Annotated in this window: 21 protein-coding genes; 9 read left to right on the top strand and 12 right to left on the bottom strand. The window is 68.5% G+C overall.

Going from position 1 to position 25,582, the window contains the following annotated elements; genetic code table 11:
• Nucleotides 1-69: 69 nt before the first annotated feature.
• The 3 genes from AC1RTO_RS00470 to hflK form a co-directional block, all read right to left on the bottom strand.
• Complete coding sequence (locus tag AC1RTO_RS00470) at nucleotides 70-1,632, bottom strand: Do family serine endopeptidase (RefSeq protein ID WP_493159020.1); 1,563 nt, start codon at nucleotides 1,630-1,632, stop codon at nucleotides 70-72.
• Nucleotides 1,633-1,746: 114 nt separating this feature from the next.
• On the bottom strand, nucleotides 1,747-2,622 hold the full coding sequence (gene hflC, locus AC1RTO_RS00465; RefSeq protein WP_293875293.1) for a protease modulator HflC: 876 nt from the start codon (nucleotides 2,620-2,622) through the stop codon (nucleotides 1,747-1,749).
• 8 nt (nucleotides 2,623-2,630) lie between these two features.
• Complete coding sequence (gene hflK, locus AC1RTO_RS00460) at nucleotides 2,631-3,758, bottom strand: FtsH protease activity modulator HflK (RefSeq protein ID WP_493159019.1); 1,128 nt, start codon at nucleotides 3,756-3,758, stop codon at nucleotides 2,631-2,633.
• 69 nt (nucleotides 3,759-3,827) lie between these two features.
• Between hflK and AC1RTO_RS00455 the strand changes: the two genes are divergently transcribed.
• The 4 genes from AC1RTO_RS00455 (at nucleotide 3,828) to AC1RTO_RS00440 (ending at nucleotide 6,242) form a co-directional block, all read left to right on the top strand.
• Nucleotides 3,828-4,781, top strand: coding sequence for an Mrp/NBP35 family ATP-binding protein (locus AC1RTO_RS00455; protein ID WP_493159018.1), 954 nt, complete (start codon nucleotides 3,828-3,830; stop codon nucleotides 4,779-4,781).
• 10 nt (nucleotides 4,782-4,791) lie between these two features.
• Entirely contained in the window at nucleotides 4,792-5,223 is a 432-nt protein-coding gene (locus AC1RTO_RS00450; RefSeq protein WP_493159017.1) for a CoA-binding protein, read from the top strand.
• Nucleotides 5,224-5,349: 126 nt separating this feature from the next.
• Nucleotides 5,350-5,697: a hypothetical protein gene (locus AC1RTO_RS00445; RefSeq protein WP_493159016.1), complete on the top strand. Its 348-nt coding sequence runs from the start codon at nucleotides 5,350-5,352 to the stop codon at nucleotides 5,695-5,697.
• A complete protein-coding gene (locus AC1RTO_RS00440; protein WP_493159015.1) occupies nucleotides 5,694-6,242 on the top strand; it encodes a hypothetical protein in 549 nt (182 codons plus the stop codon). The genes AC1RTO_RS00445 and AC1RTO_RS00440 overlap by 4 nt, the downstream gene beginning before the upstream one ends.
• A gap of 94 nt (nucleotides 6,243-6,336) precedes the next feature.
• Here AC1RTO_RS00440 and AC1RTO_RS00435 read toward each other — a convergent pair whose 3' ends face one another.
• On the bottom strand, nucleotides 6,337-7,632 hold the full coding sequence (locus tag AC1RTO_RS00435; RefSeq protein WP_493159014.1) for a homoserine dehydrogenase: 1,296 nt from the start codon (nucleotides 7,630-7,632) through the stop codon (nucleotides 6,337-6,339).
• 138 nt (nucleotides 7,633-7,770) lie between these two features.
• On the opposite strand from AC1RTO_RS00435, the gene AC1RTO_RS00430 reads away from it, so the two are divergent.
• Nucleotides 7,771-9,735, top strand: coding sequence for an OPT family oligopeptide transporter (locus AC1RTO_RS00430; protein ID WP_493159013.1), 1,965 nt, complete (start codon nucleotides 7,771-7,773; stop codon nucleotides 9,733-9,735).
• A 127-nt stretch (nucleotides 9,736-9,862) separates the two neighbouring features.
• Nucleotides 9,863-10,042 (top strand): hypothetical protein, encoded by a 180-nt coding sequence (locus AC1RTO_RS00425; protein ID WP_493159012.1) that lies wholly within the window; start codon nucleotides 9,863-9,865, stop codon nucleotides 10,040-10,042.
• A 212-nt stretch (nucleotides 10,043-10,254) separates the two neighbouring features.
• On the opposite strand, the gene AC1RTO_RS00420 is transcribed toward AC1RTO_RS00425, so the two are convergent.
• The 3 genes from AC1RTO_RS00420 to queF form a co-directional block, all read right to left on the bottom strand.
• Nucleotides 10,255-11,535: a glycoside hydrolase family 130 protein gene (locus AC1RTO_RS00420; RefSeq protein ID WP_493159011.1), complete on the bottom strand. Its 1,281-nt coding sequence runs from the start codon at nucleotides 11,533-11,535 to the stop codon at nucleotides 10,255-10,257.
• 54 nt (nucleotides 11,536-11,589) lie between these two features.
• A complete protein-coding gene (locus AC1RTO_RS00415) occupies nucleotides 11,590-13,863 on the bottom strand; it encodes a glycosyltransferase family 4 protein (RefSeq protein ID WP_493159010.1) in 2,274 nt (757 codons plus the stop codon).
• A gap of 123 nt (nucleotides 13,864-13,986) precedes the next feature.
• Complete coding sequence (gene queF, locus AC1RTO_RS00410) at nucleotides 13,987-14,433, bottom strand: preQ(1) synthase (RefSeq protein WP_493159009.1); 447 nt, start codon at nucleotides 14,431-14,433, stop codon at nucleotides 13,987-13,989.
• 28 nt (nucleotides 14,434-14,461) lie between these two features.
• Between queF and AC1RTO_RS00405 the strand changes: the two genes are divergently transcribed.
• From AC1RTO_RS00405 to metC, 3 genes are all read left to right on the top strand, one after another.
• Complete coding sequence (locus AC1RTO_RS00405) at nucleotides 14,462-16,006, top strand: cryptochrome/photolyase family protein (protein ID WP_493159008.1); 1,545 nt, start codon at nucleotides 14,462-14,464, stop codon at nucleotides 16,004-16,006.
• A gap of 65 nt (nucleotides 16,007-16,071) precedes the next feature.
• The gene (gene sseA, locus AC1RTO_RS00400) at nucleotides 16,072-16,926 is read left to right on the top strand and encodes a 3-mercaptopyruvate sulfurtransferase (protein WP_493159007.1); all 855 of its coding nucleotides are present in this window, start codon (nucleotides 16,072-16,074) and stop codon (nucleotides 16,924-16,926) included.
• On the top strand, nucleotides 16,916-18,115 hold the full coding sequence (gene metC / locus AC1RTO_RS00395) for a cystathionine beta-lyase (protein ID WP_493159006.1): 1,200 nt from the start codon (nucleotides 16,916-16,918) through the stop codon (nucleotides 18,113-18,115). The genes sseA and metC overlap by 11 nt, the downstream gene beginning before the upstream one ends.
• Before the next feature lie 92 nt (nucleotides 18,116-18,207).
• Here metC and AC1RTO_RS00390 read toward each other — a convergent pair whose 3' ends face one another.
• The 5 genes from AC1RTO_RS00390 to AC1RTO_RS00370 form a co-directional block, all read right to left on the bottom strand.
• Nucleotides 18,208-18,621 carry a DUF3035 domain-containing protein gene (locus tag AC1RTO_RS00390; RefSeq protein ID WP_493159005.1) on the bottom strand — a complete coding sequence of 138 codons (414 nt, stop codon included), beginning with the start codon at nucleotides 18,619-18,621 and terminating at the stop codon, nucleotides 18,208-18,210.
• Complete coding sequence (gene lspA, locus AC1RTO_RS00385; protein WP_493159004.1) at nucleotides 18,614-19,123, bottom strand: signal peptidase II; 510 nt, start codon at nucleotides 19,121-19,123, stop codon at nucleotides 18,614-18,616. The genes AC1RTO_RS00390 and lspA overlap by 8 nt, the downstream gene beginning before the upstream one ends.
• Entirely contained in the window at nucleotides 19,116-21,917 is a 2,802-nt protein-coding gene (gene ileS / locus AC1RTO_RS00380) for an isoleucine--tRNA ligase (RefSeq protein WP_493159003.1), read from the bottom strand. Before ileS ends, lspA begins: the two co-directional genes overlap by 8 nt.
• A gap of 69 nt (nucleotides 21,918-21,986) precedes the next feature.
• Nucleotides 21,987-23,039: a glycosyltransferase family 2 protein gene (locus AC1RTO_RS00375; RefSeq protein ID WP_493159002.1), complete on the bottom strand. Its 1,053-nt coding sequence runs from the start codon at nucleotides 23,037-23,039 to the stop codon at nucleotides 21,987-21,989.
• On the bottom strand, nucleotides 23,036-25,543 hold the full coding sequence (locus AC1RTO_RS00370) for a DegT/DnrJ/EryC1/StrS family aminotransferase (RefSeq protein WP_493159001.1): 2,508 nt from the start codon (nucleotides 25,541-25,543) through the stop codon (nucleotides 23,036-23,038). Before AC1RTO_RS00370 ends, AC1RTO_RS00375 begins: the two co-directional genes overlap by 4 nt.
• Nucleotides 25,544-25,582: the final 39 nt, after the last annotated feature.

The following is a 25,582-nucleotide window of genomic DNA, read 5'->3' as shown; positions in this document are numbered from 1 at the left end:
GCGGGCAAAAGAAAAGGGCCGCCGCTCCACCGAGCGACGGCCCCCTGCCGTTTACCGCGGGAAAGCGGCTTACTTGACCTTGATCGGCACGAACGCCGGGTTGCCGCGGCCGCGCTGGACGAGCAGCAGCACCTGCGGGCGGCCTGCCGCCTTCGCCTGCGCGACGAGGCGGGCGTAATCGGCGGCGGTGCGGACCGGCACGCCGTTCACGGCAGTGATGACGTCGGCGCGCTTGAGCTTGCCGGCCGCATCGCTCGACGAATCGACCGTCGCGATCACCACGCCCTGCACCGCGCCGTCGACGCCGATCGCACGGGCGATACCCGGGGTGAGCGGCTGGACGGTGAGGCCGAGCGGCGCGGTGCTCGACTGCGGCACCGACGACGTATCGTCGTCGCCATCGTCGCCGCCCGGACCTGCATTGGGCCCGAAGCCGCCGCTGTCGTCCTGGCCCTGGATCTGCGCCTGCAGCTGCTCGGTCGACGGACGGGTCGCGACGGCGATGTTGACCGCGACCGGCTGGCCGCCGCGCAGCACGTCGAAGCGCGCGGTCGTCCCCGGCTTCAGATTGGAGACGAGATAGGTCAGCGTCTGATCCTTGCTGACCTGCTGCCCGTTGATCTTCGTCACCACGTCGCCGGCGCGCAGGCCCGCGCGCGCGGACGGGCCGGCCGGCTCGACGCGCGCGATCAGCTCACCCGAATTTTTGGGGATGCCGAGCGCGGCGGCCGCATCGTCATCGACGCCGCCACCGATGGTGACGCCGATATAGCCGCGGCTGATCTTGCCGCCCGACTTGAACGTCTCGATGATCGGCTTGGCGACCGCCGCCGGGATGGCGAAGCCGATGCCGATATTGCCGCCCGACTGGCTGAAGATCTGCGAATTGACGCCGATCACGTTGCCGTTGAGGTCGAACATCGGACCGCCCGAATTGCCCTGGTTGATCGAGGCGTCGGTCTGGATGAAGCGGTCATAGGCGCCGCCCTGCCCGGTGACGCGGTTGATCGCCGAGATGATGCCGGCGGTGACGGTGCCGCCGAGGCCGAACGGTTCGCCGATCGCGACGACCCAGTCGCCGACCCGCGACTGGGCGGAATCGCCCCACTTCACGTAAGGCAGGCCGGCCGCGTCGATCTTGAGCAGCGCGAGGTCGGAATCGGTGTCCTGGCCGATGACCTTGGCGGTATATTCCTTGTTGTTCGACAGCGTCACGGTGATCGAATTGACCGTCGCGCCGCGGGCACCGGGGCTGATGACGTGCGCGTTGGTGACGACATAGCCGTCCGGCGAGATCAGGAAGCCCGAACCCAGCGACGCGCCCTCGCGCTTGACCGGAGCGCCGCCCTGGCCGCCACCCATGCCGCCGAACAATTCGCCGAACGGGGTGCCGGAGAAGGGGTTCGCCGGCTGTTGCTGGACGATGGTCTGCTTGGTCGAGATGTTGACGACGGCGGGTTGCAGCTTCGCCACCATGTCGGCGAAGCTCATCGGCGCGCCGGAGCGCGGCACGGCGGCCTGGATCGCACCCGGCTCGTTCTGCGCCTGCTGGGCGGTGCTCGGCTGGAGCGCGAGCGTGGCGGTCGCACCGCCGAGGAGGAGCGCACTGGTGATCGCGTAGGCGTAACGCACTAGGGGAGATTCCTCTCGTTTGGGTCGTTCAGAATTGGTGCCTTAGTGGCCCCAAACGCCTGAACGCCGCTTGAATGTTCATGCTCGCGAAAGATGGCGCGCGACCGTCGCCGGTCAACGCCCCCGCCCGCCGAATTCCCGCAGGTAGCTGTTGCCCGGCGACAGGATGATCGATGTCGATCCCGTCGGCGCCGGCCCGCCGTCCGCCCCGAAGGTATGGCGGTAGGACTGCATCGCGCGGTAGAAGTCGTAGAAGTCGGCGTCCTTGGTGAAGCTTTGCGCATAGATGCGCGCCGAGGCGGCATCGGCCTCGCCGCGGATGATCTGCGCGTCCTTCTGCCCCTGCGCGCGGATCGTGATCGCCTGCTGCTGGCGCGCGGTCGCCATCCGCGCCAGCGCGCGGTCGAGCGGGCTGCCGTCGGGCAGGTCGGCATGCTTGATCCGGACGTCGACGATCTGCACGCCATACTGGCTGGCGAGCCGCTGGAGCCGGGTCTGGATATTGTCCATCACCTCGTCGCGCTCGGGGCTGAGCAGCGTCGCGAACGGCTGGTTGCCGAGCTCGTTGCGGATCGAGCTGCCGAGCAGCGGACGCAGCGCCTCCGTGATCGCGGTTTCGGTCTGCGTCGTGCTGCCAGTGGCGTTCACCGCCTTCAGCGGATCGATGATCCGGAAGCGCGCATAGGCATCGACTTCCAGCCGCAGCTGGTCGGACGAGAGCACCTGCTGGTTATCGTAATCGACGTCGAGTACGCGCTTGTTGAGCCACACCAGCCGGTCGATGAACGGGATGCGCAGGATCGGCCCCGCCCCCGTCCGGCCGAACTGCTCGCCCTGCTTCCACGCATTGACGGTGCGGACCGGCTGTTCGAAGCGCAGGATCACCGCCTGCTGCGTTTCCGGCACGATCGTGACCGTCGCGGCAAGCAGGATCACGAAGACCAGCGCGGCAAGGCCGAGCGCGATCGGATGACGCCAGAGGCCGTTCATCGGCGCGCTCACTGGCCGCCTCCCGTCGTCGTCACCGGCTGGGCCGGTTGCGCCGGAGCTACCGGCTCGGTCGGGGCGGCATCGGGGACGCGCCGCGCATTGCCCATCGGCAGATAGGGCACGACGCCGGTGGGCTCGACGATCGTCTTGTCAGACTTGGCCAGCACGGCCTCCATGGTCTCGTAATACATGCGGCGGCGCGTCACCTCGGGAGCGAGCCGGTATTGTTCGTACACCTTGTCAAACTGCGACGCCTCGCCCTCGGCGCGGGCAACGACCTGCTTGGCATAGGATTGCGCCTGGTTGCGCACGCCCTGCGCGTCCTGCTGCGCGGCGGTGACGTCCTTGAACGCGTCGTTGACGCGCGCGGGGGGATCGGCCTGCTTGATGCCGACACCGACGACGACGATGCCCGACTTATAGTCGTCCAGCACCTTCTGCATCCGCTCCTGCACCTGGTTCTCGATCATCGCGCGGCCCGGCCCGAGCGCCGAATCGAGGCTAACGTTGGCGACGACCTCGCGCATCACGCTTTCCGCCGTCGCGCGCACCGTGTCGCGCGGCTTGTCGATCTGGAAGACGTAATTCTGCGGGCTCGATATCTTCCAGCGCACCGCATAGGCGAGGTCGATGATGTTCTGGTCGCTGGTCAGCATCAGGTTTTCCGTGCCGCTCTCCGGAAAGTTCTCGATGCGGATATTCTGGACGTCGACCTTGACGACATTGGCGATCGGCGCGGGCATCGTCATCGCGATGCCGGGATCGAGCGTGCCCGAATAGCGGCCGAGATAGGTGACGACGCCGCGTTCCTGCGGCGCGATCGGGTGGATCGAGGTGTAGAGCACCCAGACCAGCAGGATGATCCCCGCCCCGATCAGCCACAATGCGCGCGCATTGGGGGCGCCGGGCAGGCCGTTGAAGCCGCCGCCTCCCCCGCCGCCGCCGCCGCCGCGCGCCTTCTTCAGGAAATCGTCGAGCGCGGTCGCCTTGACGCCGGGTTTGCGGCCGCCGGGCGGCAGCGACCAGGGGTTGCGCGGACCGCCGGCATCGGGTTCGTCACCCTGGCCCCAGGGGCCCTTCGGCGTTTCGGCGGCGAGAATGGGAGGGCGCCCTTTGCGGCCCGGCAGGATCGTCATCCCCCTCTTATAAGAAGGCGCTCGCGGAAAAACAGTGGCAAGCGGCGGCTCCGGGCCTATCTGGCCCGCATGACACAAGACGTAACGATCGCGGCGGTGCGCGCCGTCGCCGGCGACCGCGCCACGCTCCGCTTCGAGGGGACGCGCGCGGGCATCGTGCTCGATGCGACCGGTATGTCGGGACGCGAACGCGATGCACTGGAAGAGGCGGTACGCGCCGCCGCGACGCAGGGCTGGTCGGGCGAGGTCCGCGTCGTCGTCACCGCCGAACGCGTCGCCCGCCGGCTGATCGCGGTCGCCAGCGGCAAGGGCGGCGTCGGCAAGTCGACGCTCGCCGCCAACCTCGCCATCGCGCTCAAGGCGCGGGGACGGCGCGTCGGACTGGTCGATGCGGATATCTATGGCCCGTCGCAACCGCGGCTGATGGCGGCGGAGGACCGGCGCCCGACCGCGAAGGACAAGGTGCTCGATCCGGTGCCGACGCCTTATGGCGTGCCGATGCTGTCGATGGGCCAGCTGGTCGCACCGGGCCGGGCGCTGGCATGGCGCGGGCCGATGGTGGCGGGCGCGCTGACCCAGCTGGTCGAGGCGGACTGGGGCGCGACCGACACGCTGGTGCTCGACCTGCCGCCCGGCACCGGCGACGTACAGCTGACGATGATCCAGAAGCACAAGCCGGCCGGCGCGATCATCGTCTCGACGCCGCAGGACCTCGCGCTGATCGACGCGACGCGTGCGATCGACCTGTTCGACAAGGCGGGCATCCCGGTGATCGGGCTGGTCGAGAATATGGCCGGCTATGTCTGCCCGCATTGCGGCGAGGTGTCCGACCCGTTCGGCACCGGCGGCGCGGAGGCGACGGCGACGCGGCTCGGCCTGCCCTTCCTCGGCCGCGTGCCGCTGGCGATCGGCATCCGCACCGCATCGGATGCGGGCGAGCCGCCGGCGGCGGGGAACGGCGCCGATGCCGCCGCGTTCCATTCGATCGCGGGCCAGGTCGATGCCTGGCTGACAGACCATTGAGGAGACGCCCGTGCCGCTGACCGAGGATGCCGACATCAAGGCGCTGCTGGACGGCGCGCGGACGATCGCTCTGGTCGGCGCGTCCGACCGGCCCGACCGCCCCTCCTATGGCGTGATGGCGACGCTACAGCGCCACGGCTATCGCGTGATTCCGGTCAACCCGCAGATCACCGGCGAACATATCCATGGCGAGTTCGTCTTCCGCGACCTCGACCAGCTGGGCGATCCGATCGACATCGTCGATATTTTTCGCCGTTCCGACGCGGCCGGCGCGGTGGTCGATCAGGCGATCGCGATTGGCGCCAAGGCGGTGTGGATGCAATTGGGCGTGATCGAAGATGCCGCCGCCGCGCGGGCCGAGGCGGCGGGGCTGAAGGTGGTGATGGACCGCTGCCCTGCGATCGAGATTCCGCGATTGGGCGTCGCACCGATCGCCGCTTGATCTCCGGCCCGGTTCGGCGGACACTCCGCACGCTATCCGCTGCAGGAGGGTGGGTGTCATGATCGCGTCGTTGCCTGGGGCCGTTGAGGGCTGGTACCGGTCGGCCGGCCGGGAGGATGGCGCCGCATGATCGCGCTGGCGCTGTTGCTGCTGGCGGCCCCCGAAGACGTCGCGACGCTGGTGACGCGGTCTGCCGCGGTGATCGCCGGCGAGCGGTGCATCTATGACGCCAATACGACCGACATCACCGTGTGCGGCCGGCGACGGGCGGACCGGTTCCGCGTCCCCTTCGTCGTCCATGACCCGGGCGACCCCAGGCATGAGGCGGTCGGCGTCGAGCGCGACCGCCTGCTCAACCGCACCAACCCGGTCAAGGAGCTGAGCCCGTTCCTCGTCGGCGGCGGCATGACGGGCGTGACGGTCAGCAGCCGCTCGGGCGTCGGCGGCGCCACCGGCCGCAAGCTCGCGCCGTGATCGGCCTGCTGCTCCTGCTGCAGACGGCCGCGGTGCCGTTGCCGGCCGCACCGGACGCGCCGGCCCCCGTCGAGACGCGCACCGACGGCAGCCAGTCGTGGTCGATCATGTCCTGCCCGACGCGGGCGCAGGCCGGCGAGATCGTCGTCTGCGGACAGAAGGACCAGAGCGCCTTCGAGGGCCCCGCCCCCGGACGCGGCGCCAATCGCGAGATGTCCGGCGCACAGGCGCTGGCATTGCAGAGCACGCCATGCGCGGCGCGGGTCGGCGGATGCCAGGTCGGCGTCAACATCCTCGGCCCGCCGGTGATGCTGGCGCGCGTCGTCCAGAAACTGGTCAACCCGAACAGCGACTGCTGCGAGGGCAGCGACGCCACCAACCCGCTGGCACTGGTGCGGGACGCCGCCAGAGGCGTGAAGGGTGCGTTCGCCGGCAAGGTCGACAAGTCGAACCGCGTGCCGATCCCGCTCGACGATCCGGCACCGGTCGGAACGATCGTGCCGGCGGAAGGACGGACTGCCGCCGGCGGGACCGCGCCGCGATAGGCTGGGTTCCGGCGGTGCGCGGGCTGCACCACCGTTGCCGTTCAGGACATGCGATGGCGTCCGGTCCCGACCGCACCGGCCCTGCCCGCGCGCCCTATTCGAGGATATGCATCCACAGCGGCTGGCCGGAGAGGCTCTGCGACCCGCGCAGTTTCTCCAGCGCCTGCGCGACCGCGCGTTCCGGGCCCTCGTGCGTGACGATCGCGACGATCACGCCGCCATCGGTCGCGACGCCGCGCTGGATCAGGCTCTCGATCGACACGCCCGCATCGCGCATCGCCGCGGCGATCTCCGCGAGGACGCCGACCTTGTCCTGCACGGTGAAACGCAGATAGGCGCGGCCGCGCCGTTCGCCGCTGTCCGCTTTGGGTGCCGCGACCAGTGCCGCGGCCGGCATGGCATAGGGCGGGCCGAACTCGCCGCGGGCGATGTCGATCAGGTCAGCGACCACCGCGCTCGCGGTCGGGCCGTCGCCGGCACCGGCGCCCTGGAAGAACAGCCGGCCGACGAAATTGCCCTCCGCGACCACTGCGTTGAGCGATCCGGTGACATGCGCCAGCGGATGGTCGATCGGCACCAGATGCGGGTGGACGCGCTGGAACAGCCCGCCCGCGCCCTCTTCGGCGACACCGACCAGCCGTACCTTGTAGCCGAGCGCCGCCGCCTCGGCGATGTCCGCGGCGATGACGTGGCGCACGCCGGTCGCCGAGACGTCGGCGAACGCCGGCCGCGTGCCGAAGGCGATGCTGGCGAGGATCGACAGTTTGTGCGCGGCATCGACGCCGTCGATGTCAAAGCTGGGATCGGATTCGGCATATCCCAGCGCCTGCGCCTCGGCGAGCACGTCGGCGAAGTCGCGACCTTCGGCCTCCATCTTCGACAGGATGAAATTGCAGGTGCCGTTGAGGATGCCATAGACACGGCCGATCGCATTGGCCGCCGCGCCCTCGCGCAGCCCCTTGACGACCGGGATGCCGCCCGCCACCGCCGCCTCGAACTTCAGCGGCACGCGCGCGTCCTCGGCCGCCTGCGCCAGTTCGAGCCCATGATGCGCCAGCATCGCCTTGTTCGCGGTGACGAAGCCCTTGCCCGCCGCCAGCGTCGCGCGCGCCAGCGTCAGCGACGGCCCGTCCGACCCGCCGATCAGCTCGACCACCACGTCGGCGCCGTCATGCGCCGCAAGTTCGCGCGCGTCGTCGACCCAGGCGAAGCGCGACAGGTCGACGCCGCGATCCTTCGATCGATCGCGTGCGGAAACGGCGACGATCTCGATCGGCCGGCCGGCCCGGCGGGTGATGAGATCGCGGTTCGCGTCGAGCAGGCGGATGACGCCGCCGCCGACCGTACCCAGCCCGGCGAGCGCGACGCGCAATGGTGTGTTCGTGTCCATGCCCGCCGCCTAGCGTAATGGCGCGCGACCTGTCGAGCCGGCGCAGCTTTGTTTCGCCACGATCGCGACCATTGCCGCGACGCGCGACGGCGTGCACAACCGCCGCCGAGTTTCTCCAGACGCGAGCCTTTCCCCCTCATGGCCACTGCCCCCGCCCCGTCGACGCCGATCGCCGAACTCACCGTCAGGGGCGTCCTGCTGGGCGGGCTCATCACGCTGCTGTTCACCGCGGCCAACGTCTATCTGGGGCTGAAGGTCGGGCTGACCTTCGCCACGTCGATCCCCGCCGCGGTCATCTCGATGGCGATCCTGCGCTATCTGCCCGGCGCGACGATCCTCGAAAACAACATCGTCCAGACCGTCGCCTCGGCGGCGGGGACGCTGGCGGCGATCATCTTCGTGCTGCCGGGGCTGGTGATGATCGGCTGGTGGCAGGGCTTTCCCTATCTGCTCACCGCCGGGATCACGATGACCGGCGGCATCCTGGGCGTGATGTTCTCCGTGCCGCTGCGCCGCGCCCTCGTGGTCGATACCGACCTGCCCTATCCCGAGGGCCGCGCCGCCGCCGAGGTGCTGATGGTCGGCGCCGGCAGCCGCGCGGGCGAGGCGGAGAGCGGCAAGGGGCTGCGGCTGATCGTCGTCAACGCATTGGTATCGGCCGGGTTCGCGGTGCTGACCCAGACGAAGCTGGTCGTCGCGGAAGCGGCGCAATTCTTTCGCGTCGGCGCGGGCGCGACCGGTATTTCGGGCGGGCTGTCGTTCGCGCTGATCGGCGCCGGCCACCTCGTCGGCCTGTCGGTCGGCCTCGCGATGCTGGCGGGCGTCGTCATCGGCTGGTGGATCGCGCTGCCGATCCTGACCGGCCTGTCCCCCGCCGCCGCGGGCGTCGGAATCGAGGCCTGGGCGGGCGGCGTGTTCCGTACCGACGTCCGCTTCCTCGGCGCGGGCGTGATCGGCGTCGCCGCGATCTGGACGCTGCTCAAGATCATCGGGCCGGTGCTCGCCGGCATCCGATCGTCGATCGCCGCCAGCGCCGCCAAGCGCGGCGGCGCGGTGCTCGAACTCGGCGAGCGCGACCTGTCGATCCGCATCGTCGTCGCGGTTAGCCTCGCGACGCTGATCCCGATCGCCGGGCTGCTGTGGTCGGTGATCGCGGGCGGGCCGCTGGAGGGATCGGCGGTGGTGCTGATCCTCGGCGCGCTGGTGTTCGTGCTGGTCCTCGGCCTCGTGATCGCCGCCGTCTGCGGCTATATGGCGGGCCTGATCGGCGCGTCGAACAGCCCGGTGTCGGGCATCGGCATCCTGTCGGTGCTCGCCGCCAGCCTGATGCTGGTCGGCCTGTTCGGGCGTGGCGGCGGACCGGAGACGACGCAGGCTCTGGTCGCCTATGCGCTGATCGTCACCGGCATCGTCTTCGGCGTCGCGACCATCTCCAACGACAATCTTCAGGATCTCAAGACCGGACAGCTGGTCGGCGCGACGCCCTGGAAGCAGCAGGTCGCACTGATCTTCGGCGTTATCTTCGGCAGCCTCGTCGTACCACCGGTGCTCGAGCTGCTGGCGACGACGCTGGGCTTCCAGGGGGCGCCCGGCGCCGGGCCGAACGCGCTCGCCGCGCCGCAGGCGGCGCTGATCTCGGCATTGGCGAAGGGCGTGCTGGGCGGCGATCTCAACTGGGCGATGATCGGCTATGGCGCGCTGATCGGCGTCGCAGTGATCGCGCTCGACGAGACGCTGGGGCGGCTCGGCAAGCTGCGCCTGCCCCCGCTCGGCATCGGCCTCGGCGTCTATCTGCCGATGGCGGTAACGCTACCGGTGGTGGTCGGCGCGGTGATCGGCGCGCTCTACGACCGCTGGGCAGAGCGCAAACCGGACGTCGAATTCGCCAAGCGGATGGGGGTGCTGACCGCGACCGGCATGATCGTCGGCGAAAGCCTGTGGGGCGTCGCCTTCGCGATCATCGTCTACGCCACCAATTCGGATGCGCCGCTCGCGATCGCGCCGGAGGGGTTCGAGCCCGTCGCGCTGATCGGCGGGACGGTCGCGTTCCTCGCGCTGGTCGCGGCGCTGTACCGGTACACGCGGCGATCGGTCACCGGCTGAAAAACGCGGTGAACCGTTGATCGCGGCGGGAACGCCGCGGCGGGTTCGTCGTTATCCCTTCCGAACCCGGTGATCGCCCTGCCATCCCCCCCCGGCCGGCGATTGCCGGGTTTGCCATATGCGTAACATGGGACCCGTCGTGACACCGTCGCCCGAGCAACATCGCGAACGTCTGGCGACCGTGCGTCGGACGCTGGAATCGCTCCATCCGGTGCCCACCGACACCTATATCACCGACGATATTCCGCTGCTGCTGACCCGATTGTCGCAGATCCCGGTGGCGCGGAAACGGTCCGGCGATCGCTGACCGGGCGCCGTTTGGCATGTCCTGAGCGTCGATCGGTGTAGATGACGACGCAACCCCATGTTGCCATTCCCGCGCTGGCGGGAGCCCATATACGGCGACGTCACGGACAAGGCCGCAACGCCAGCGTTTATGGATGCCGCCTCCGCGGGAATGACGAATATTGGTTGTTGTCCCCCAAGCGACCAGCGGCCGGGAACCGATGTCCCAGCCCGTCACACCATCGCGGCAAGCAGGTCCTTGATCTTGACGAAGGCGAAGCCGACCGAGCTGTCGGCGATACCGTAGGGCAGGAACAGCGTGTCGCCGTGCTTGATCGCGCCGCAGCTGTAGACGACGTTCGGGACATAGCCCTCGCGGTCCTGATCGGCCGCTGCGAGGATCGGTTCGCGTGTGCGACCCAGCACCTTTGACGGATCGTCCTTGTCGAGCAGCGCCGCGCCGATCGAATATTTGCGCATCGCGCCGACGCCATGCGTCAGCAGCAACCAGCCCTCGTCGAGCTCGATAGGCGGCCCGCAATTGCCGATCTGCACCAGCTCCCACGGATAGAACGGCGCGAGGATCTTCTCGCCCTCGTCCCAATGGTCGATCGAATGCGATTTAATGAGGAACAGGTTCTCGCCGTCCTGTCGGCCGATCATCATATATTGCCCGCCGACCTTGCGCGGGAACAGGCCCATGCCCTTGTTCCGCGCCGCGGCGCCGGACATCGGCACGAGGTCGAACGCCCGGAAATCGCGCGTACGCATCAGTTCGGACTGGATCACCGAACCGTTATAGGCGGTGTAGGTGCCGATCCATTCGTAGCTGCCGTCCTCGTGCTGGAAATGCACGATGCGCAGATCCTCCAGCCCCTTGGACTGCGCCTGGGTGATCGGGAAGATCACCGTGCCCGACAGCGTCGAATCGCGATGCCGCCAGACCGTCACCGGCCCCTCCGGAATCTCCTCGCCCTCGCCGACCACATCGGTCGCGGTCGCGAACGGCGGTTCGGGCGCGAGCTTCAGCTCGTTGCCCTCGGTGATGATCCCCTCGCGGAACGCCACCGACGAGATATGCCCCTCGCCCACCGACCGCAGGCTCATCAGGATGCGCATCGATCCCTCCGGCATGCCGGTCTGGTCGAAATGCGGCACCGCGCTGGGGTTCATCAGCGCCGCGGCGGCATAGCTGTATTCGTGGCAGAAGTAGGCGCCGATCAGCTGCCGCTTCTCATCGCCGATGTCGCGCCCGTCGAGCCCGAGCAGATCCTCGATCTCGTCGTAGCGGGTCATGAACACGCGCCGCGTCTGCCAGTGACGCGCCTCGAAATCCTTGAGCACCGTCTCGAGCTGTTCGCGCGCGTCCTCGGCCGACATTTCGAGCACCTCGCCGACAAGGCGCTCGGTACGGTTGGGCGCGCCGCCCTTGCCGCCCCACGCGATGTGGAACGGCCGGACGACCACGCGGGACGGATCGGCATGAAGCCGCAAGCCGTGGGTAAACAGGTCCATCGCGGTTCGATGCCTCGCCGGTCGGTGTCTCAGACGCCGCCGTCGCTCGATCGATCAAGCAACGACGCGGGTCGTCCCTGCCACGCCTTGGACCGACTTTGAAACCCCCGAAATCGCGCAACTGGCCAGTTGAAGGGCCAAAATGGACTCGGCACCCTGATTGCGGTTGAGCCCGGTCGGCATCAGGCCGTCGAAACAGCCGCCGTCGAGCGGACTGGCGAGCGGCAGGTCGAGGTCGTTCTGCCCCAGATACCAGCCATAGGCGCGCTCCGCCTCGGTCACCCAGCGCAGGTCGCCGGTGACCTGATAGGCGGCGATACAGGCATCGACGGTCGCCTGCGCCTCCAGCGGCTGCTGGTCGAACTGCAACGGATCGGCATAGGGGCGATGGAAGCTTTCGGTCCCGACCGCGCGGAACCGGCCTTCTGGCGACGTCTGCTTGCCGACGATCCAGTCGAGCGTTTCCAGCCCGCACGTCACCAGATCCTTGCGGCCGAGCGCATGACCGGCGACGATCAGCGCCTGCGGCAGGCGGGCGTTGTCATAGGCGAGAACGATCTCGAACCACTGCCATTCCGGACGGCGCGCGGCGTCGAGCAGCGCGATCTGGTCGTCGGGAAAGCGTTCGAGGATCGACTTCGCCAGTTCATGCCCCGGCGACGCATCGAGCATCGCCGCCGCGCCCAGCATCGCGAAGGATTGCGCGCGCAGGGAGCCGAGATCGAGCGCAAGGCTGGCGGTTGCGTCGAACATCGCCCGTGCCCAGTCGCGGTGCTTGGGATCCTTGCCGTCGCGCGCGGTGACGCCCAGCGCCCAGATCGCGCGACCGTTGGAATCCTCCGACCCCACGTCCTCGCACCATGTCCGGTCGAAGTTCATGAAATTGCGGAAACGGCGCTCGTCCGGGTTCCAGGCATACTGGACGAACGAGGCGTAGATCGTCGTCCACTTGTCGCGCACGACCGGATCGAGATCGTCCATCGCGCTCATCAGCATCAGCGCGCGGGCATTGTCGTCGATGCAATAGCCATGGCGGCGGTCCGGCACCGAATAGATCGAATGCTGGAGCATGCCGGTCGCGTCGCTCATCCGCTCGACCGCGGCGAAATCGGGTTTCAGCGGCTTCATCGCCGCGGGGGCCTGCGCGAGCCGCCGGGGGCGCGCGGCGACGGCCACCTCGGTTTCGTGCAGCGTCGCTTCGGCAAGGCGCGGCCAGATCATCGTCCGGCCGCGGTCATAGGCGCGCTGCGCCAGCCGCGTCCGGTCGCGCTGGCTCGACAGCAACCGGTCGATCTCGCGCGCGAAGGCGGCGACATCCTTGAAATCGACCAGCACGCCATGGCCGTCGCCGAGGATCTCGGTCGCATGGACGTACGGGGTCGAAATCACCGCCTTGCCGACGCCGATCGCATAGGAGAGCGTGCCCGAGGTGATCTGCGCGGGGTTGAGATAGGGCGTCGCATAGATATCCGCCGCCTGCAGATAATCGATCAACTCGTTATGTTCGACGAAGCCATCGATGAACGCGACATTGTCGCCGACGCCCAGCTCCGCCGCCAGCGCCTTCAGCCGGTCGCGATAGAGTTCGCCTTCATGCGCGACGAGATTGGGGTGGGTCGCGCCAAGCACGACATACAGAAGGTTGGGATGCCGTTCCGCGACCGCAGGCAGCGCCTCGATCATCGTCTCGATCCCCTTGTTGGGGGCGAGGAGACCAAAGGTAAGAACGACGTCGCGCCCCTGCCAGCCGAATTGTGGCTTCAGCGTCTCGGGGTCGACGAACGACCGGTCGGGCACGCCATGCGGGATCATCGCGATCTGGCGCGGATTGGCGCCATAGACGCGGCGGAGGATATCGCGGCCGCGCTCGGCCATCACCACCACCTTGGCGGCGCGGCGCAGCAGCCCTTCGAGCACCCGGCGTTCGTCGGCATTGGGCTTTTCGAGGACGGTGTGCAGCGTCACGATCACCGGCAGCGTCGTGCGGTCGAGCAACGCGAGCAGATGTTCGCCCGCCGGGCCGCCGTAGATGCCATATTCGTGCTGGACCCAGATCGCCTGCGCCCCGCTCGATTCGATCGTGCGCGCGGTCGTCAGATAGGCACTGAGCTCATGCTGGGGGATCGCGCCGACGACGGCCGCGGGATAATCGTAGCGGCCGGGATGGTCGTCCATCGCATAGACGTCGACCTGCACGTCGGGGAACCGGTCGCGCATCGCCTGATAGACGTCGGTCGTGAACGTCGCCAGACCACATTGACGCGGCAGGAAATTCCCGATCATCGCCAGATGCTTGATCGTGTCGCCGCTTGCCGCAGTCGTACCCATGCCTGTTCCTCTACTGGCGCAATGCCCGTGGCGGAGCCACAATCTTGCGGGAAGATGAACACTCTCGGGCATAAAAGGTTGCAGTGATGTTGCACTGCAACCGGAGCATCGTCTTGATTTCGCTCAGCCTCGCCCGCGATACGGTGCAACGCCCTGATCGGGCAGCCAAAGGTCGGCGGGCGGTGCGGACGACTGCCAGAAGACGTCGATCGGGATGCCGCCGCGCGGATACCAATAGCCGCCGATGCGCAGCCATATCGGCTGCATCTCGTCGAACAGCCGCTGGCCGATGCCGACGGTGCAATCCTCGTGGAACCCCGCATGGTTGCGGAACGCGCCGAGAAACAGCTTGAGCGACTTCGATTCGACGATCGTCGCGCCCGGGACATAGTCGATCACCAGATGCGCGAAGTCCGGCTGGCCGGTGACGGGGCAGAGCGAGGTGAATTCCGGTACGGCGAACCGCACCAGATAGGTCGATCCCACACGCGGATTGGGAACATAATCGAGCACCGCCTCTTCCGGGGATGCGGGCAATTGGCTGGCCTGGCCGAGGTGCATGGGGGTCATGCCGCTTATGTAGGAGACGCAGCCCCGGATGAAAACGCTCGTTCCCCTGCTCGGCGACCAGCTCAGCCTGTCCTTGTCGTCGTTGCGCGACGTGGACCCCGCCGACGCCGTCCTGCTGATGATGGAGGTGGCCGACGAAACCACCTATGTCCGCCATCACAAGCAGAAGATCGCCTACATCCTCGCTGCGATGCGGCATCATGCCGACGCACTGCGGCAGGCGGGCTGGCAGGTCGATTACGTCCGCCTCGACGCCCCCGACAATAGCGGCAGCTTCACCGGCGAGATCGCCCGCGCGGTCGAACGCCACGCGCCCGACCGCATCGTCGTCACCGAGGCGGGCGAATGGCGCGTGATGGCGATGCTGGAGAGTTGGGAGACGCTGTTCGGGGTGTCCGTCGAGATCCGCGCCGACGACCGTTTCCTGTGCAGCCATGCCGAATTCGACGCCTGGGCGAGCGAGCGCAAGCAGCTGGTCATGGAATTCTTCTACCGCACCATGCGACGCAAGACCGGGCTGCTGATGGACGGCAAGACGCCGGCCGGTGACCGCTGGAACTTCGACAAGGAGAATCGCAAGCCGGCGAAGAACGACCTGTTCATGCCCCGTCCGCATGCCTTCGCCCCCGATGCGGTGACGCAGGACGTCCTGGCGTTGGTCGCGGAGCGGTTCGCGGATCACCCCGGCAGCCTCGACGGGTTCGACTATGCCGTCACCGCGGCGGATGCGGAGCGACAGGCGGCCTATTTCCTCGAACACGCCCTGCCGCAGTTCGGCGATTACGAGGATGCGATGCTGACCGGCGAACGCCATCTGTGGCATTCGATCCTGTCGCCCTACATCAATTCCGGCCTGCTCGACCCGATCGACCTGTGCCGCCGGGCGGAGGCGGAATATCGCGCCGGCCGCGCGCCGCTCAATTCGGTCGAGGGCTATATCCGCCAGATCATCGGCTGGCGCGAATATATGCGCGGCATCTACTGGCGCGAGGGGCCGGACTACGTCACCCGCAATTTCCTGGGCCATAGCCGCAAGCTGCCCGGCTGGTACTGGACCGGCGATACCGAAATGCATTGCCTGAAGGAATCGATCGGCCAGACGCTCGCCACCGCGCATGCCCATCACATCCAGCGGCTGATGGTGACCGGCAATTTCGCGCTGCTGATCGGCGCCGACCCGGCGGAGGTCCATCGCTGGTATCTCGAAGTCTATATCGACGCCTATGAATGGGTCGAGCTGCCCAACACGCTCGGCATGAGCCAGTTCGGCGACGGCGGCCTGCTCGGCTCGAAACCCTATATCTCGTCGGGCGCGTACATCGACCGGATGAGCGACTATTGCAGCCATTGCCGCTTTGACGTGAAGCGCCGGGTCGGCGACAATGCCTGTCCGTTCAACGCGCTCTACTGGGATTTCCTGGCGCGGCACGAGGAACGGCTCGGCGACAATCCCCGCCTGCGCATGCCATATAGTACGTGGGCGAAGCAATCCGCGCAATCTCGGAATGAAACACGAGTGCAGGCTGAAACTTTCTTGCAAGCCCTCGACAGCGGCGGCGATGCCGGCTATTGAGGCGATCCGGGCACTCCTCCCCAGTCGTTCGCCCGACTAACACGTGAAGACGTATGGAGAGTGTAATGGACGCGTTGGTGACGACCGAATGGCTGGCCGGTGAACTCGGTGCGAGCGACCTCAGGATCGTCGATGCCACCTATGTGGATGCCGCCCTCGGCCGCGACCCCGCGGCGGAATACGAGCAGGCGCATATCCCCGGCGCGGTGTTCATGAACCTCGGCGAATTGCGCGATACCGACACCGACCTGCCGATGATGTTGCCGACCGCGGAGAAATTCGCCAGCCGCATGCAGAGCCTCGGCCTCGGCGACGGCAGCCGCATCGTGCTCTACGACGCCTCGCCGTGGCACACCGCGGCGCGCGCCTGGTGGATGCTGCGCACCTTCGGCGCACACGACGTCGCGATCCTCGACGGCGGCCTCGCCAAATGGCAGGCCGAGGGGCGCGAGACGGCGAGCGGCAAGGAAACGCTGCGCCACCGCCACTTCACCGTCTGGGCGGACCGGAAGAACGTGCGCGACCTCGCGCAGATGAAGGCGAACCTTGACAGCGGTGCCGAACAGGTGCTCGATGCGCGTTCGGCGGCCCGCTTCACCGGCGAGGAGCCCGATCCGCGTCCGGCGACGCACGCCGGCCATATCCCGGGGTCGAAGAACCTGCCGTACACGGGGCTCTTCAACGCCGACGGCACGTGGAAACAGGGTGCGGAGCTGAAGGCCGCGTTCGAGGGCGCCGGCATCGATCTCGACAAACCGATCGCGCTGACCTGCGGTTCGGGGATCACCGCATCGACGCTCGCCTTCGGTCTGCACTTGCTGGGCAAGGACTCCGCGCTCTACGACGGCAGCTGGTCGGAATGGGGAGCGGATCGCTCGACGCCCAAGGCCATGGGAGCCAGGGAAAAGGTTGACGGATAACATCGATGACCGCGTCCTGGGCGACGCCACCCGCGTCGTCCAGGCCGGCCGCCGCAAGGAATGGACCGGCGGGATCGTCAACCCGCCGGTGTGGCGCGCCTCGACGATCCTGTACGACAGCATCGCCGACCTGCGCGCCAATGCCGGCAAGGATACGCACCACCGCCTCTATTACGGCCGCCGCGGCACGCCGACGCAGTGGAGCCTCGCCGACGCGCTGACCAGCCTCGAACCGGGGGCGGAGGCGACCTTCCTCTACCCCTCGGGCGTCGCCGCGATCGCCGCGGCGCTGCTGTCGGTGCTGTCGCCCGGCGACGAACTGCTGCTGGTCGACAGCGCGTACGACCCGACGCGCGGGCAGGCGATGCAGTTGCTCAAGCGGTTCGGCATCACCACGCGCTTCTACGATCCCCTGATCGGCACCGGCATCGCCGAGCTGATCGGCCCGGCGACCAAAGCCATCTTCATGGAAAGCCCCGGCAGCCTGACCTTCGAGGTGCAGGACGTGCCGGCGATCGTCGCCGTCGCCAAGGCGCACGGGTTGGTGACGCTGCTCGACAACACCTGGGCGACGCCGCTGTTCTTCCCCGCGATCGAAAAGGGCGTCGACCTGACGATCCTCGCCGCGACCAAGTACGTCGTCGGCCATAGCGACGTCATGCTCGGATCGGTCACCGCCGCGCCGGGCCATTTCGCGCGGCTGCGCGACACGAGCTTCCAGCTCGGTCAGGTCGCCTCCCCCGACGACAGCTGGCTCGCCAGCCGCGGCCTGCGCACGATGGCGGTGCGGCTCGCGCAGCATCAGCGCAGTGCGCTGGAGATCGCGCGCTGGTTGCAGGACCGGCCGGAGGTCGCGGAGGTGCTCCACCCTGCCCTGCCCTCCTGCCCCGGCCACGCGATCTGGGCGCGCGACTTCAAGGGATCGAGCGGGCTCTTCTCGTTCGTGCTGAACGGCGGCGACGAGGCGGCGCGTGCCGCGTTGATCGACACGCTCGACCTGTTCGGCATCGGCTACAGCTGGGGCGGGTTCGAGAGTCTTGCCATCCCGGCGGACCCGGCGCGCATCCGCACCGCCGCGCCGCGTACCTATGCCGGGCCGCTGGTCCGGTTGCAGATCGGGCTGGAAGACCCCGCCGACCTCATCGCCGATCTGGAGCGGGGACTGGCCGCGTTCCGGGCGCTGGCGTGAGCCGGTAACGCGTCAGTGCAGGCGTAGCGTAGCGACTCCGGAGCGTCCGAATGAGGCTCCGGAGTCGCTACGCTCGCGATGACGAACGTCCGTTACTTCGTTGCCGAGGCGCGGGCGTCCTGGCCGTCGCCCTCGGGCGCCGCGACGATGTCGCGGGTCGTCGCGCCCTTGTCGACGATATTGGTCGAGGGATCGCCCACCGACGAGCGGATGCCGGCATCCGCGGTATCGCCGCCGGCCTGGCTGACGACGCCGTTTTCGGCCGCCGACCGCTGCGTGTTGCCGCCGAACAGCGCGTCGAGCGTCTGTGCCTGCGTCGCATTGTCCTGCGGACGGGCGGTGCCGGGCTGCGGAGGGACGAGGTTGAAGTCGGGCGGAACCACCAGCGGCGCCTGACGCGCGACCGCGAACTCGTCGGGGCGCGCCCGGTCGTAGCCGCGCTTGCCGCAGCCCGAGAGGAGGACGACGCAGGCGAGGCCGGCGAGAATCGGAACTGACTTACGCATGGGGATTCTCCGAGGGAATATCGCGCTTGTCGCGCATCAGGAGCGCGCGGACAAGCAGCACCAGCACGCCGAGGGTGATCGCCGCATCGGCGACGTTGAAGACGAGGAACGGCCGCCAGTCGCCGAAATGCAGGTCGGCGAAATCGACGACATAGCCGAACCGCACGCGATCGACGATATTGCCGAGCGCCCCGCCCAGGATCGCACCCAGCGCGATCCGGTCGGCGCGGTTGGGCTCGCGCGTCATCCACACCGCGACCGCCACCGCGATCGCGCCGGTCATCGCCACCAGCGCCCAGCGCATCGTGTTGCTGTCGGCATGGAGCAGCCCCAGCGAGATGCCGTGGTTGGCGACGAAGCGCAGGTTGAAGAAGGGCGTGATGACGCGTTCGGCGGTCAGCTCGTTGAGCTGCAGCACGTCGGTGACCGCGAATTTCGACGCCTGATCCGCGACGAACAGGATCGCCGCGGTGACGAGGCCGGTGACGGGGGCGTTACGCATGGGCGACCACGCTGTCGCAGCGGTCGCACAGCGCACCGTCCACGCTCACCTCGGGCAGGTGGCGCCAGCAGCGGCCGCACTTCCGATAGTCGGTGCGGCTGACCGCGACATCCTCGCCCTTGCTCACCCGCGCGACGATGAACGTCTCCGCCAGCGCCGCCGCCGACAGCGGCATCTCCGGCACCGTCACTTCGGCCTCGAGGCTGGAGCGGACGGTCTTTTCGCGGCGCAGCGGCTCGATCGCCTCGGTCACCGTGGTACGCAGGCGACGGACGTCCGCCCAGTCGGTGGCGAGCGGTTCGTCCCCCGGCAGTGCGGGCAGCTCGGGCCATTCGAGGAAGTGCACCGAGCCATCCTCGCTCGGGAAGCGCGCCTGCCACACTTCCTCGGCGGTGAAGCACAGGATCGGCGCGGCGTAGCGGACGAGCGCGTGGAACAGCGTGTCGAGCACCGTCCGGTAGGCACGCCGCTTCGGATCGGTCGCCGCATCGCAATAGAGCGAATCCTTGCGGATATCGAAGAAGAAGGCGGACAGATCCTCGTTGGCGAAGTCGGTCAGGCGACGCAGGTAGCGGTTGAGCTCATAGCCGTCCGCCGCTTCGCGCAGGTCCATGTCGAGCTGGCCGAGCAGGGTCAGCACGTAGCGTTCCAGCTCCGGCATCGCCTCCACCTCGACCCGCTCGCTCTCGTCGAAGCCGTCGAGCGCACCGAGCAGGTAACGGAAGGTGTTGCGCAGCTTGCGATAGCCGTCGGAGGCGGTGCCGAGCACCTCCTTGCCGATCCGCACGTCGTCGAAATAGTCGGTCGAGGCGACCCACATGCGCAGGATGTCGGCGCCGCTCTCGCCGATCACCTTGAGCGGATCGACGACGTTGCCGAGGCTCTTCGACATCTTGCGTCCCTGCCCGTCGAGCGCGAAGCCGTGGGTCAGCACCGCATCGTACGGCGCCCGTCCGCGGGTGCCGCAGCTTTCGAGCAGCGACGACTGGAACCAGCCGCGATGCTGGTCGCTGCCCTCGAGGTACAGATTGGCGCGGACGTCTGCGCCGTAGCGTGCCTCGACGGTGAAGACGTGGGTCGAGCCGCTGTCGAACCAGACGTCGAGGATGTCGTTCTGCGGCACGTAATCGGCGAGGTCATGGTCCGCGCCGAGCAGCGTCTGATGGTCCGCGGTGAACCACGCATCCGCGCCGCCGTCGCGGAAGGCGGCGACGATCCGCGCGTTGACCGCCGGATCGTTGAGATATTCGCCGCTCGCGCGGTTGACGTAGAGCGCGATCGGCACGCCCCAGGCGCGCTGGCGGCTGATGACCCAGTCGGGCCGGCCCTCGACCATCGAGCGGATGCGGTTCTGCGAGCGCGCCGGCACCCAGTCGGTGTGCTCGATCGCGTCGAGCGCGGTCTCGCGCAGCGTCGCGCCGTTGCTCGCCCCGCTGCTTGCACCGTCGCCGGCGTTGAGGATCGCGCGGTCCATCGGGATGAACCATTGCGGCGTCGCGCGAAAGATCACCTTCGCCTTCGACCGCCACGAATGCGGATAGCTGTGCGCGAAATCGTCCGACGCCGACAGCAGGGCGTTCGCCGCGCGCAGGTCGGTGCAGATCGGCCCGTCGCTCGCGACGAACTTCTTGTTGATGACGCTGCCCTGTCCGCCGAGCCAGCCCCAGTCGGCACGGTACATGCCCGCGCCATCGACCGCGAACACCGGATCGATGCCATGCGCCTTGCACAGCAGGAAATCGTCCTCGCCATGGTCGGGCGCCATGTGGACGAGGCCGGTGCCGGCCTCGCGCGTGACGAATTCGCCCGGCAGGAACGGCCGCGGTTTGGCGAAGAAGCCGCCGACGCCATGCATCGGATGCAGCGCGGTCGCGCCTTCCAGCGCGGCGCCCTTCACCAGCGCGAGGAATTCCTCCATCGCGATGCCGGTGCGCTTGCCGAACGCCTCCATCAGGTTTTCCTCGACGAGGAAACGCCGGCCGCCGCACGCGAACAGCACGTAATCGAGCGCCGGATTGTAGGCGAGCGCCTGATTGACCGGGATCGTCCACGGCGTCGTCGTCCAGATCACCGCGGTCGCGCCGACCAGGATCTCCGCCTCGGGCGCGGAGGCGATCTCGAAGCCGACGTCGATCTGGGTCGAGACGATATCCTCATATTCGACCTCCGCCTCGGCCAGCGCGGTCTTCTCGACCGGCGACCACATGACGGGCTTGGCGCCACGATACAGCTGGCCGCTCTCGGCGAACTTGAGCAATTCGCCGACGATCGTCGCCTCGGCGTCGTAGTTCATCGTCAGATACGGATCGGCCCAGTCGCCCATCACGCCCAGCCGCTGGAACTGGCCGCGCTGCACGCCGACCCACTTGTCGGCATAGGCGCGGCATTCGGCGCGGAACTGCGCGACCGGCACCTCGTCCTTGTTCTGCTTCTTCGCCCGATACGCTTCCTCGACCTTCCACTCGATCGGCAGGCCGTGGCAGTCCCAGCCCGGCACGTAGGGCGCATCCTTGCCCATCAGCGACTGGCTGCGGACGATGATGTCCTTCAGCACCTTGTTCATCGCATGGCCCATGTGGATGTCGCCGTTGGCGTAGGGCGGACCATCGTGCAGGATGAAGCGTTCCCGCCCGGCGCGCTGTTCGCGCAACCGGTCGTAGACGCCGATCCGCGCCCATCGCTCCAGGATCGCCGGCTCCTTCGCGGCGAGGCCCGCCTTCATCGGGAAATCGGTCTTCGGCAGGAAGACGGTGTCGCGCCAGTCTGTCGGGGCGGTGTCGGGAGCGTCGGTCATAGGTGCCGCGGCATTAGCGCGGCTTGGAGCCCGCGTCATGCGTAGATTATCGGGGCGGGCGGAGCGGGCTCAGGCGACACGGCGCAGCCGTCGCACCGCGCCGATCGCGCCGCACCAGAGCAATGTCTCGATCCCGGCATAGCCGAGGCCGAGGTGCGGCGGTCGCGCCGCGAGCACGTCGCCGATACCGACCGCGCCGGAGCGCAGCCCCGCCCGCCCGATCCGCGCCCAGCGCCGCGCGGTTTCCCAGCGGATCAGCTTGCGGCTTTCCGCATCCGGCCGATGCTGCGCGATGAAGGCGGCCTGCAGGGTCGCGATGCCGTTGCCCAGCCGGATCAGAGTCGCACGGTCCGGCACCGGTTCGCCGCCCATGTTGTGCATTACCAGAAGGCGCGCAAGCACCACCGCCGCGTCGTCCCCCAGCAACGCCGCATGCCGTTCGGCCAGCACACGCATCGCCGATGCCCGCATCGTGTCGGTGAAGCGCTTCGACGCGCCGCCGGCGTGCTGGCGGTAGACCAGCAGCGGCGCATCGATCCGCGCGATCCGGCCGAACGCCGATATGCGGCCATAGAGGTCGAAATCCTCGGCATAGAGGATCTCGGGCCGGGTGAACGGGTCGAGCCGCCGCGCGACATCGCCACGGACCATCACCGTCGACCAGACGATCGGATTCTCGATCCAGCCCAGCCACGCGATCAGGTCCGGCGTGGTGTGGGGCGCGTAATGCATCGCCGACACCTTGCCGTCGCGCAGCTGCTCCGCCTGCGTACCGACCAGCACGACGTCGGGATGCGCCTCCAGATAGGCGACCTGCGTCGCCAGCCGTGCGGGGTGGCAGAGGTCGTCCTGGTCCAGCCCGGCGATATAGCGTCCGCGCGCCGCGGCGACGCCGCGGTTGCGGGTGCGCACCGGGCCGCCGTTCTCCGCATTCTCGATCAGGCGCACGCGCGGATCGGCCCAACTGCGCACGAGGTCGCGCGTGTCGTCCGCCGAGCAATCGTCGACGACGATCGCCTCCCAGTCGGTCAGCGTCTGTGCGGCGAGCGACACCAGCGTATCGCCGATGAACGCCGCGCCGTTATAGCCCGGGATGACGACCGAAACGACCGGATCGCTCATGCCGCGGCGCGGTCGCCCGCCACCATATCATGCCGCTCCAGCCCCAGCAGCTGATCAACGATCATCTGGCCGACGTCGTTCTGCCACAGCCACAGGCCGTTCGCCTGCCCGCGGAAGCTCGCCTCGCCGCCCAGCCGTCCCCAGGGCACGAAGCCGGCGGACAGGCCGATGCCATAGGCGCCCGGGACGGGCCGGTCCTGCGCGTCGAGGATGCGGCAATGGCGATCGACCATCGGCCGCCCCTCGTGATGCGCCAGCGCCAGCGGCGTGCCGTCGACCCCGAGCAGCGGCACCGCGCGCGGCCGGTAGCCGAGCGCGCCCACCACCAGATCGGCGTCGGCGATGATCCGCCGCGCCTCGGCATCCGCGTCGCCGGCGATCCGGTGCGTGGTGACGCGTGGATCGGGGGTTCGCCCGCCCAGCGCCAGCATCCGCAGCACCAGCTCGCGCGATTCGAGCCGCAACCCCGCCAGCCGCAGCACGAAGCCGCTGACCGGGCAGATGTCGTTCTCGTCGAAATCGTGGAAGCCCTCGGCATGCGCCGCCGCGATCGTCGGATAGAAGGGCTTGAGCGGCTGGCGATGCAGGATCGTCACCGCTCCCGCGCCGAAGGCGAAGCCGGGCTGGTTCTTGAGCAACAGCACCGCCGCCGCAATCGCGCTGGTCGAGGCGCCGATGATCGCGACCCGGGGCGCGGGCCGCCCACGCAGCCGCTCGTGCACCTGCTCGACCCCGCCGAGCCGCAGCAAGGTATCGGACCGCATCAGCCGCCGGCCGGCGAGCTTGCCCAGCGGCACGCCGGCGACACGCTTGCCCGCGACCTGTTCGTCGGTCTGATAGCCACCCGTCGCCACGACGACGTTGCGCGACACGAGCGTACGGTCGGTCCCGGATGCGTCCCTGACGGTCGTTCGCCAGCGGCCATCGGGGGTGCGCTGCACGGCGGTCGCGTCATGCCCGGTCAGCACCTCGCCGCCATGCGCCGCGACGATGCCCTTCAGCCGGTCCGCGGTGACCGACAGCAGCGGCGCGGTATCGGTCAGCGGCGCGCCCAGTTCCGCGACATAGCGCTGCATCAGTTGCCCGGCCGGATGATGCTCCAGCGCCGCGAGTTCGGGATGCGGGTTGTTCTTCACCGCGGACAAGAAGGTCTCCGCGGTGGTATCCGAGCGGATTGCGTAATTGCCGAGCTCGCCCGCGCCCATCCGCGTCCGCCGTTCGACGATCGCGAAGCCCGCCTCGACCAGCGGCACCAGCTTGTTCTGCTTGCTCGCCGACGTCAGCATCGCGGTCCCGGCAGGGCCGCCGCCGATCACCACCGTCGCCAGATCCCGGGCGTGCATCGTCTCTCCCATCCGCGCCATCGCGGTGTCAGCCACCCGCTCAATCGCGGCCATCAATCGTCCAGCGATCACCGGCGCGTCGGCCGGCGTCATCGCATCGGTGATCGGCAGGCTCAGCATCCGCGCGCCGATGTCGTCGGCGACCGGCGTCAGCTCGACCAGAGCGACGTCGCGGAACAGCGGCTGTTCGCCGATATGCGGGCTGAAATACTGGCCGACGCCGACCCCGTCCGCCGCCAGCGCGGCGACGATCGCCGGACGATAGGCGGCAAGATCGGCGGGCAGCAGCACCGGCATGAACTGCGTCGCCTGCCGCTGCCCCTGTCGCCGCTGCATCGTGAACGCCGGCAGCGCCGCACGATAGGCGGTGTCGATCGCGGCGCGATGGTCGCACACCGCGTCGATCTCGGCGAGCTTGGCGCGCGCCATCAGCGCGATCACCTCGGGCAATTTGGCGTTGATGCCGGGCAAGGTCGCGCTGCGACCGCCCTCGAACCCGAAGTTTATCATGCTGCGCAGCTGGTCGATCAGGGCGCGGTCGCCGCTATGGATTAGCCCGCCCTCCGCGACCGAGAAGGTCTTGGTCGCGTGCATCGAATAGACGATCGTGAACGGTGCGCCGGTGCCGAAGCCGCGCCCGGCGTCATCCAGCGTGCCGAGCGACGCCGCCGCGTCGATCACCACGCCGACCTGATAATGTTTCGCCAGCCACGCATAGCGATCGAGATCGATGGCCGTGCCGAACGTGGCATAGGGCACGATCACGCCGATCCGCTCGCCGTGGCGCGCCAGCAGCGCCTCTTCCTGCACGGGGTCGGCCGCCCATGTCCCGGGCTCGATATCGCAGATCAGCGGCGTCAGCCCCGCCCAGAGCGCCGCCTGCGCGGTCGCGGCGAAGGTCAGCGCCGGCATTAACACCAGCGTGCCGGGCCGCGGGTGCATCCCCGCCGCCTGCCGGATCGCGACCATCAGTCCCAATGTCGCATTGCCGACCGCGAGGCTCGCACCGGTGCCGCCGAACATTCGCCCGGTAATCTCCGCCTCGAACGCGCGCACTTCGGGGCCGTTGTTACTGAACACGCCCGACGCCTCGATCCGGCGCAAGCCCTCGGTCAGCGCACTCAGCCGCGGCGGATTGGGCGCGATCAGCGGAAATTCCATGGGTCGGGGGTCCTGCAAGTCCAGACCACCCGCCTAACG

It is taken from the genome of Sphingomonas sp. GW821-FHT10F09 (assembly GCF_058809195.1).
The sequence above is the reverse complement of the archived record's forward strand: the minus strand, read 5'-3'. Positions and strand labels throughout refer to the sequence as shown.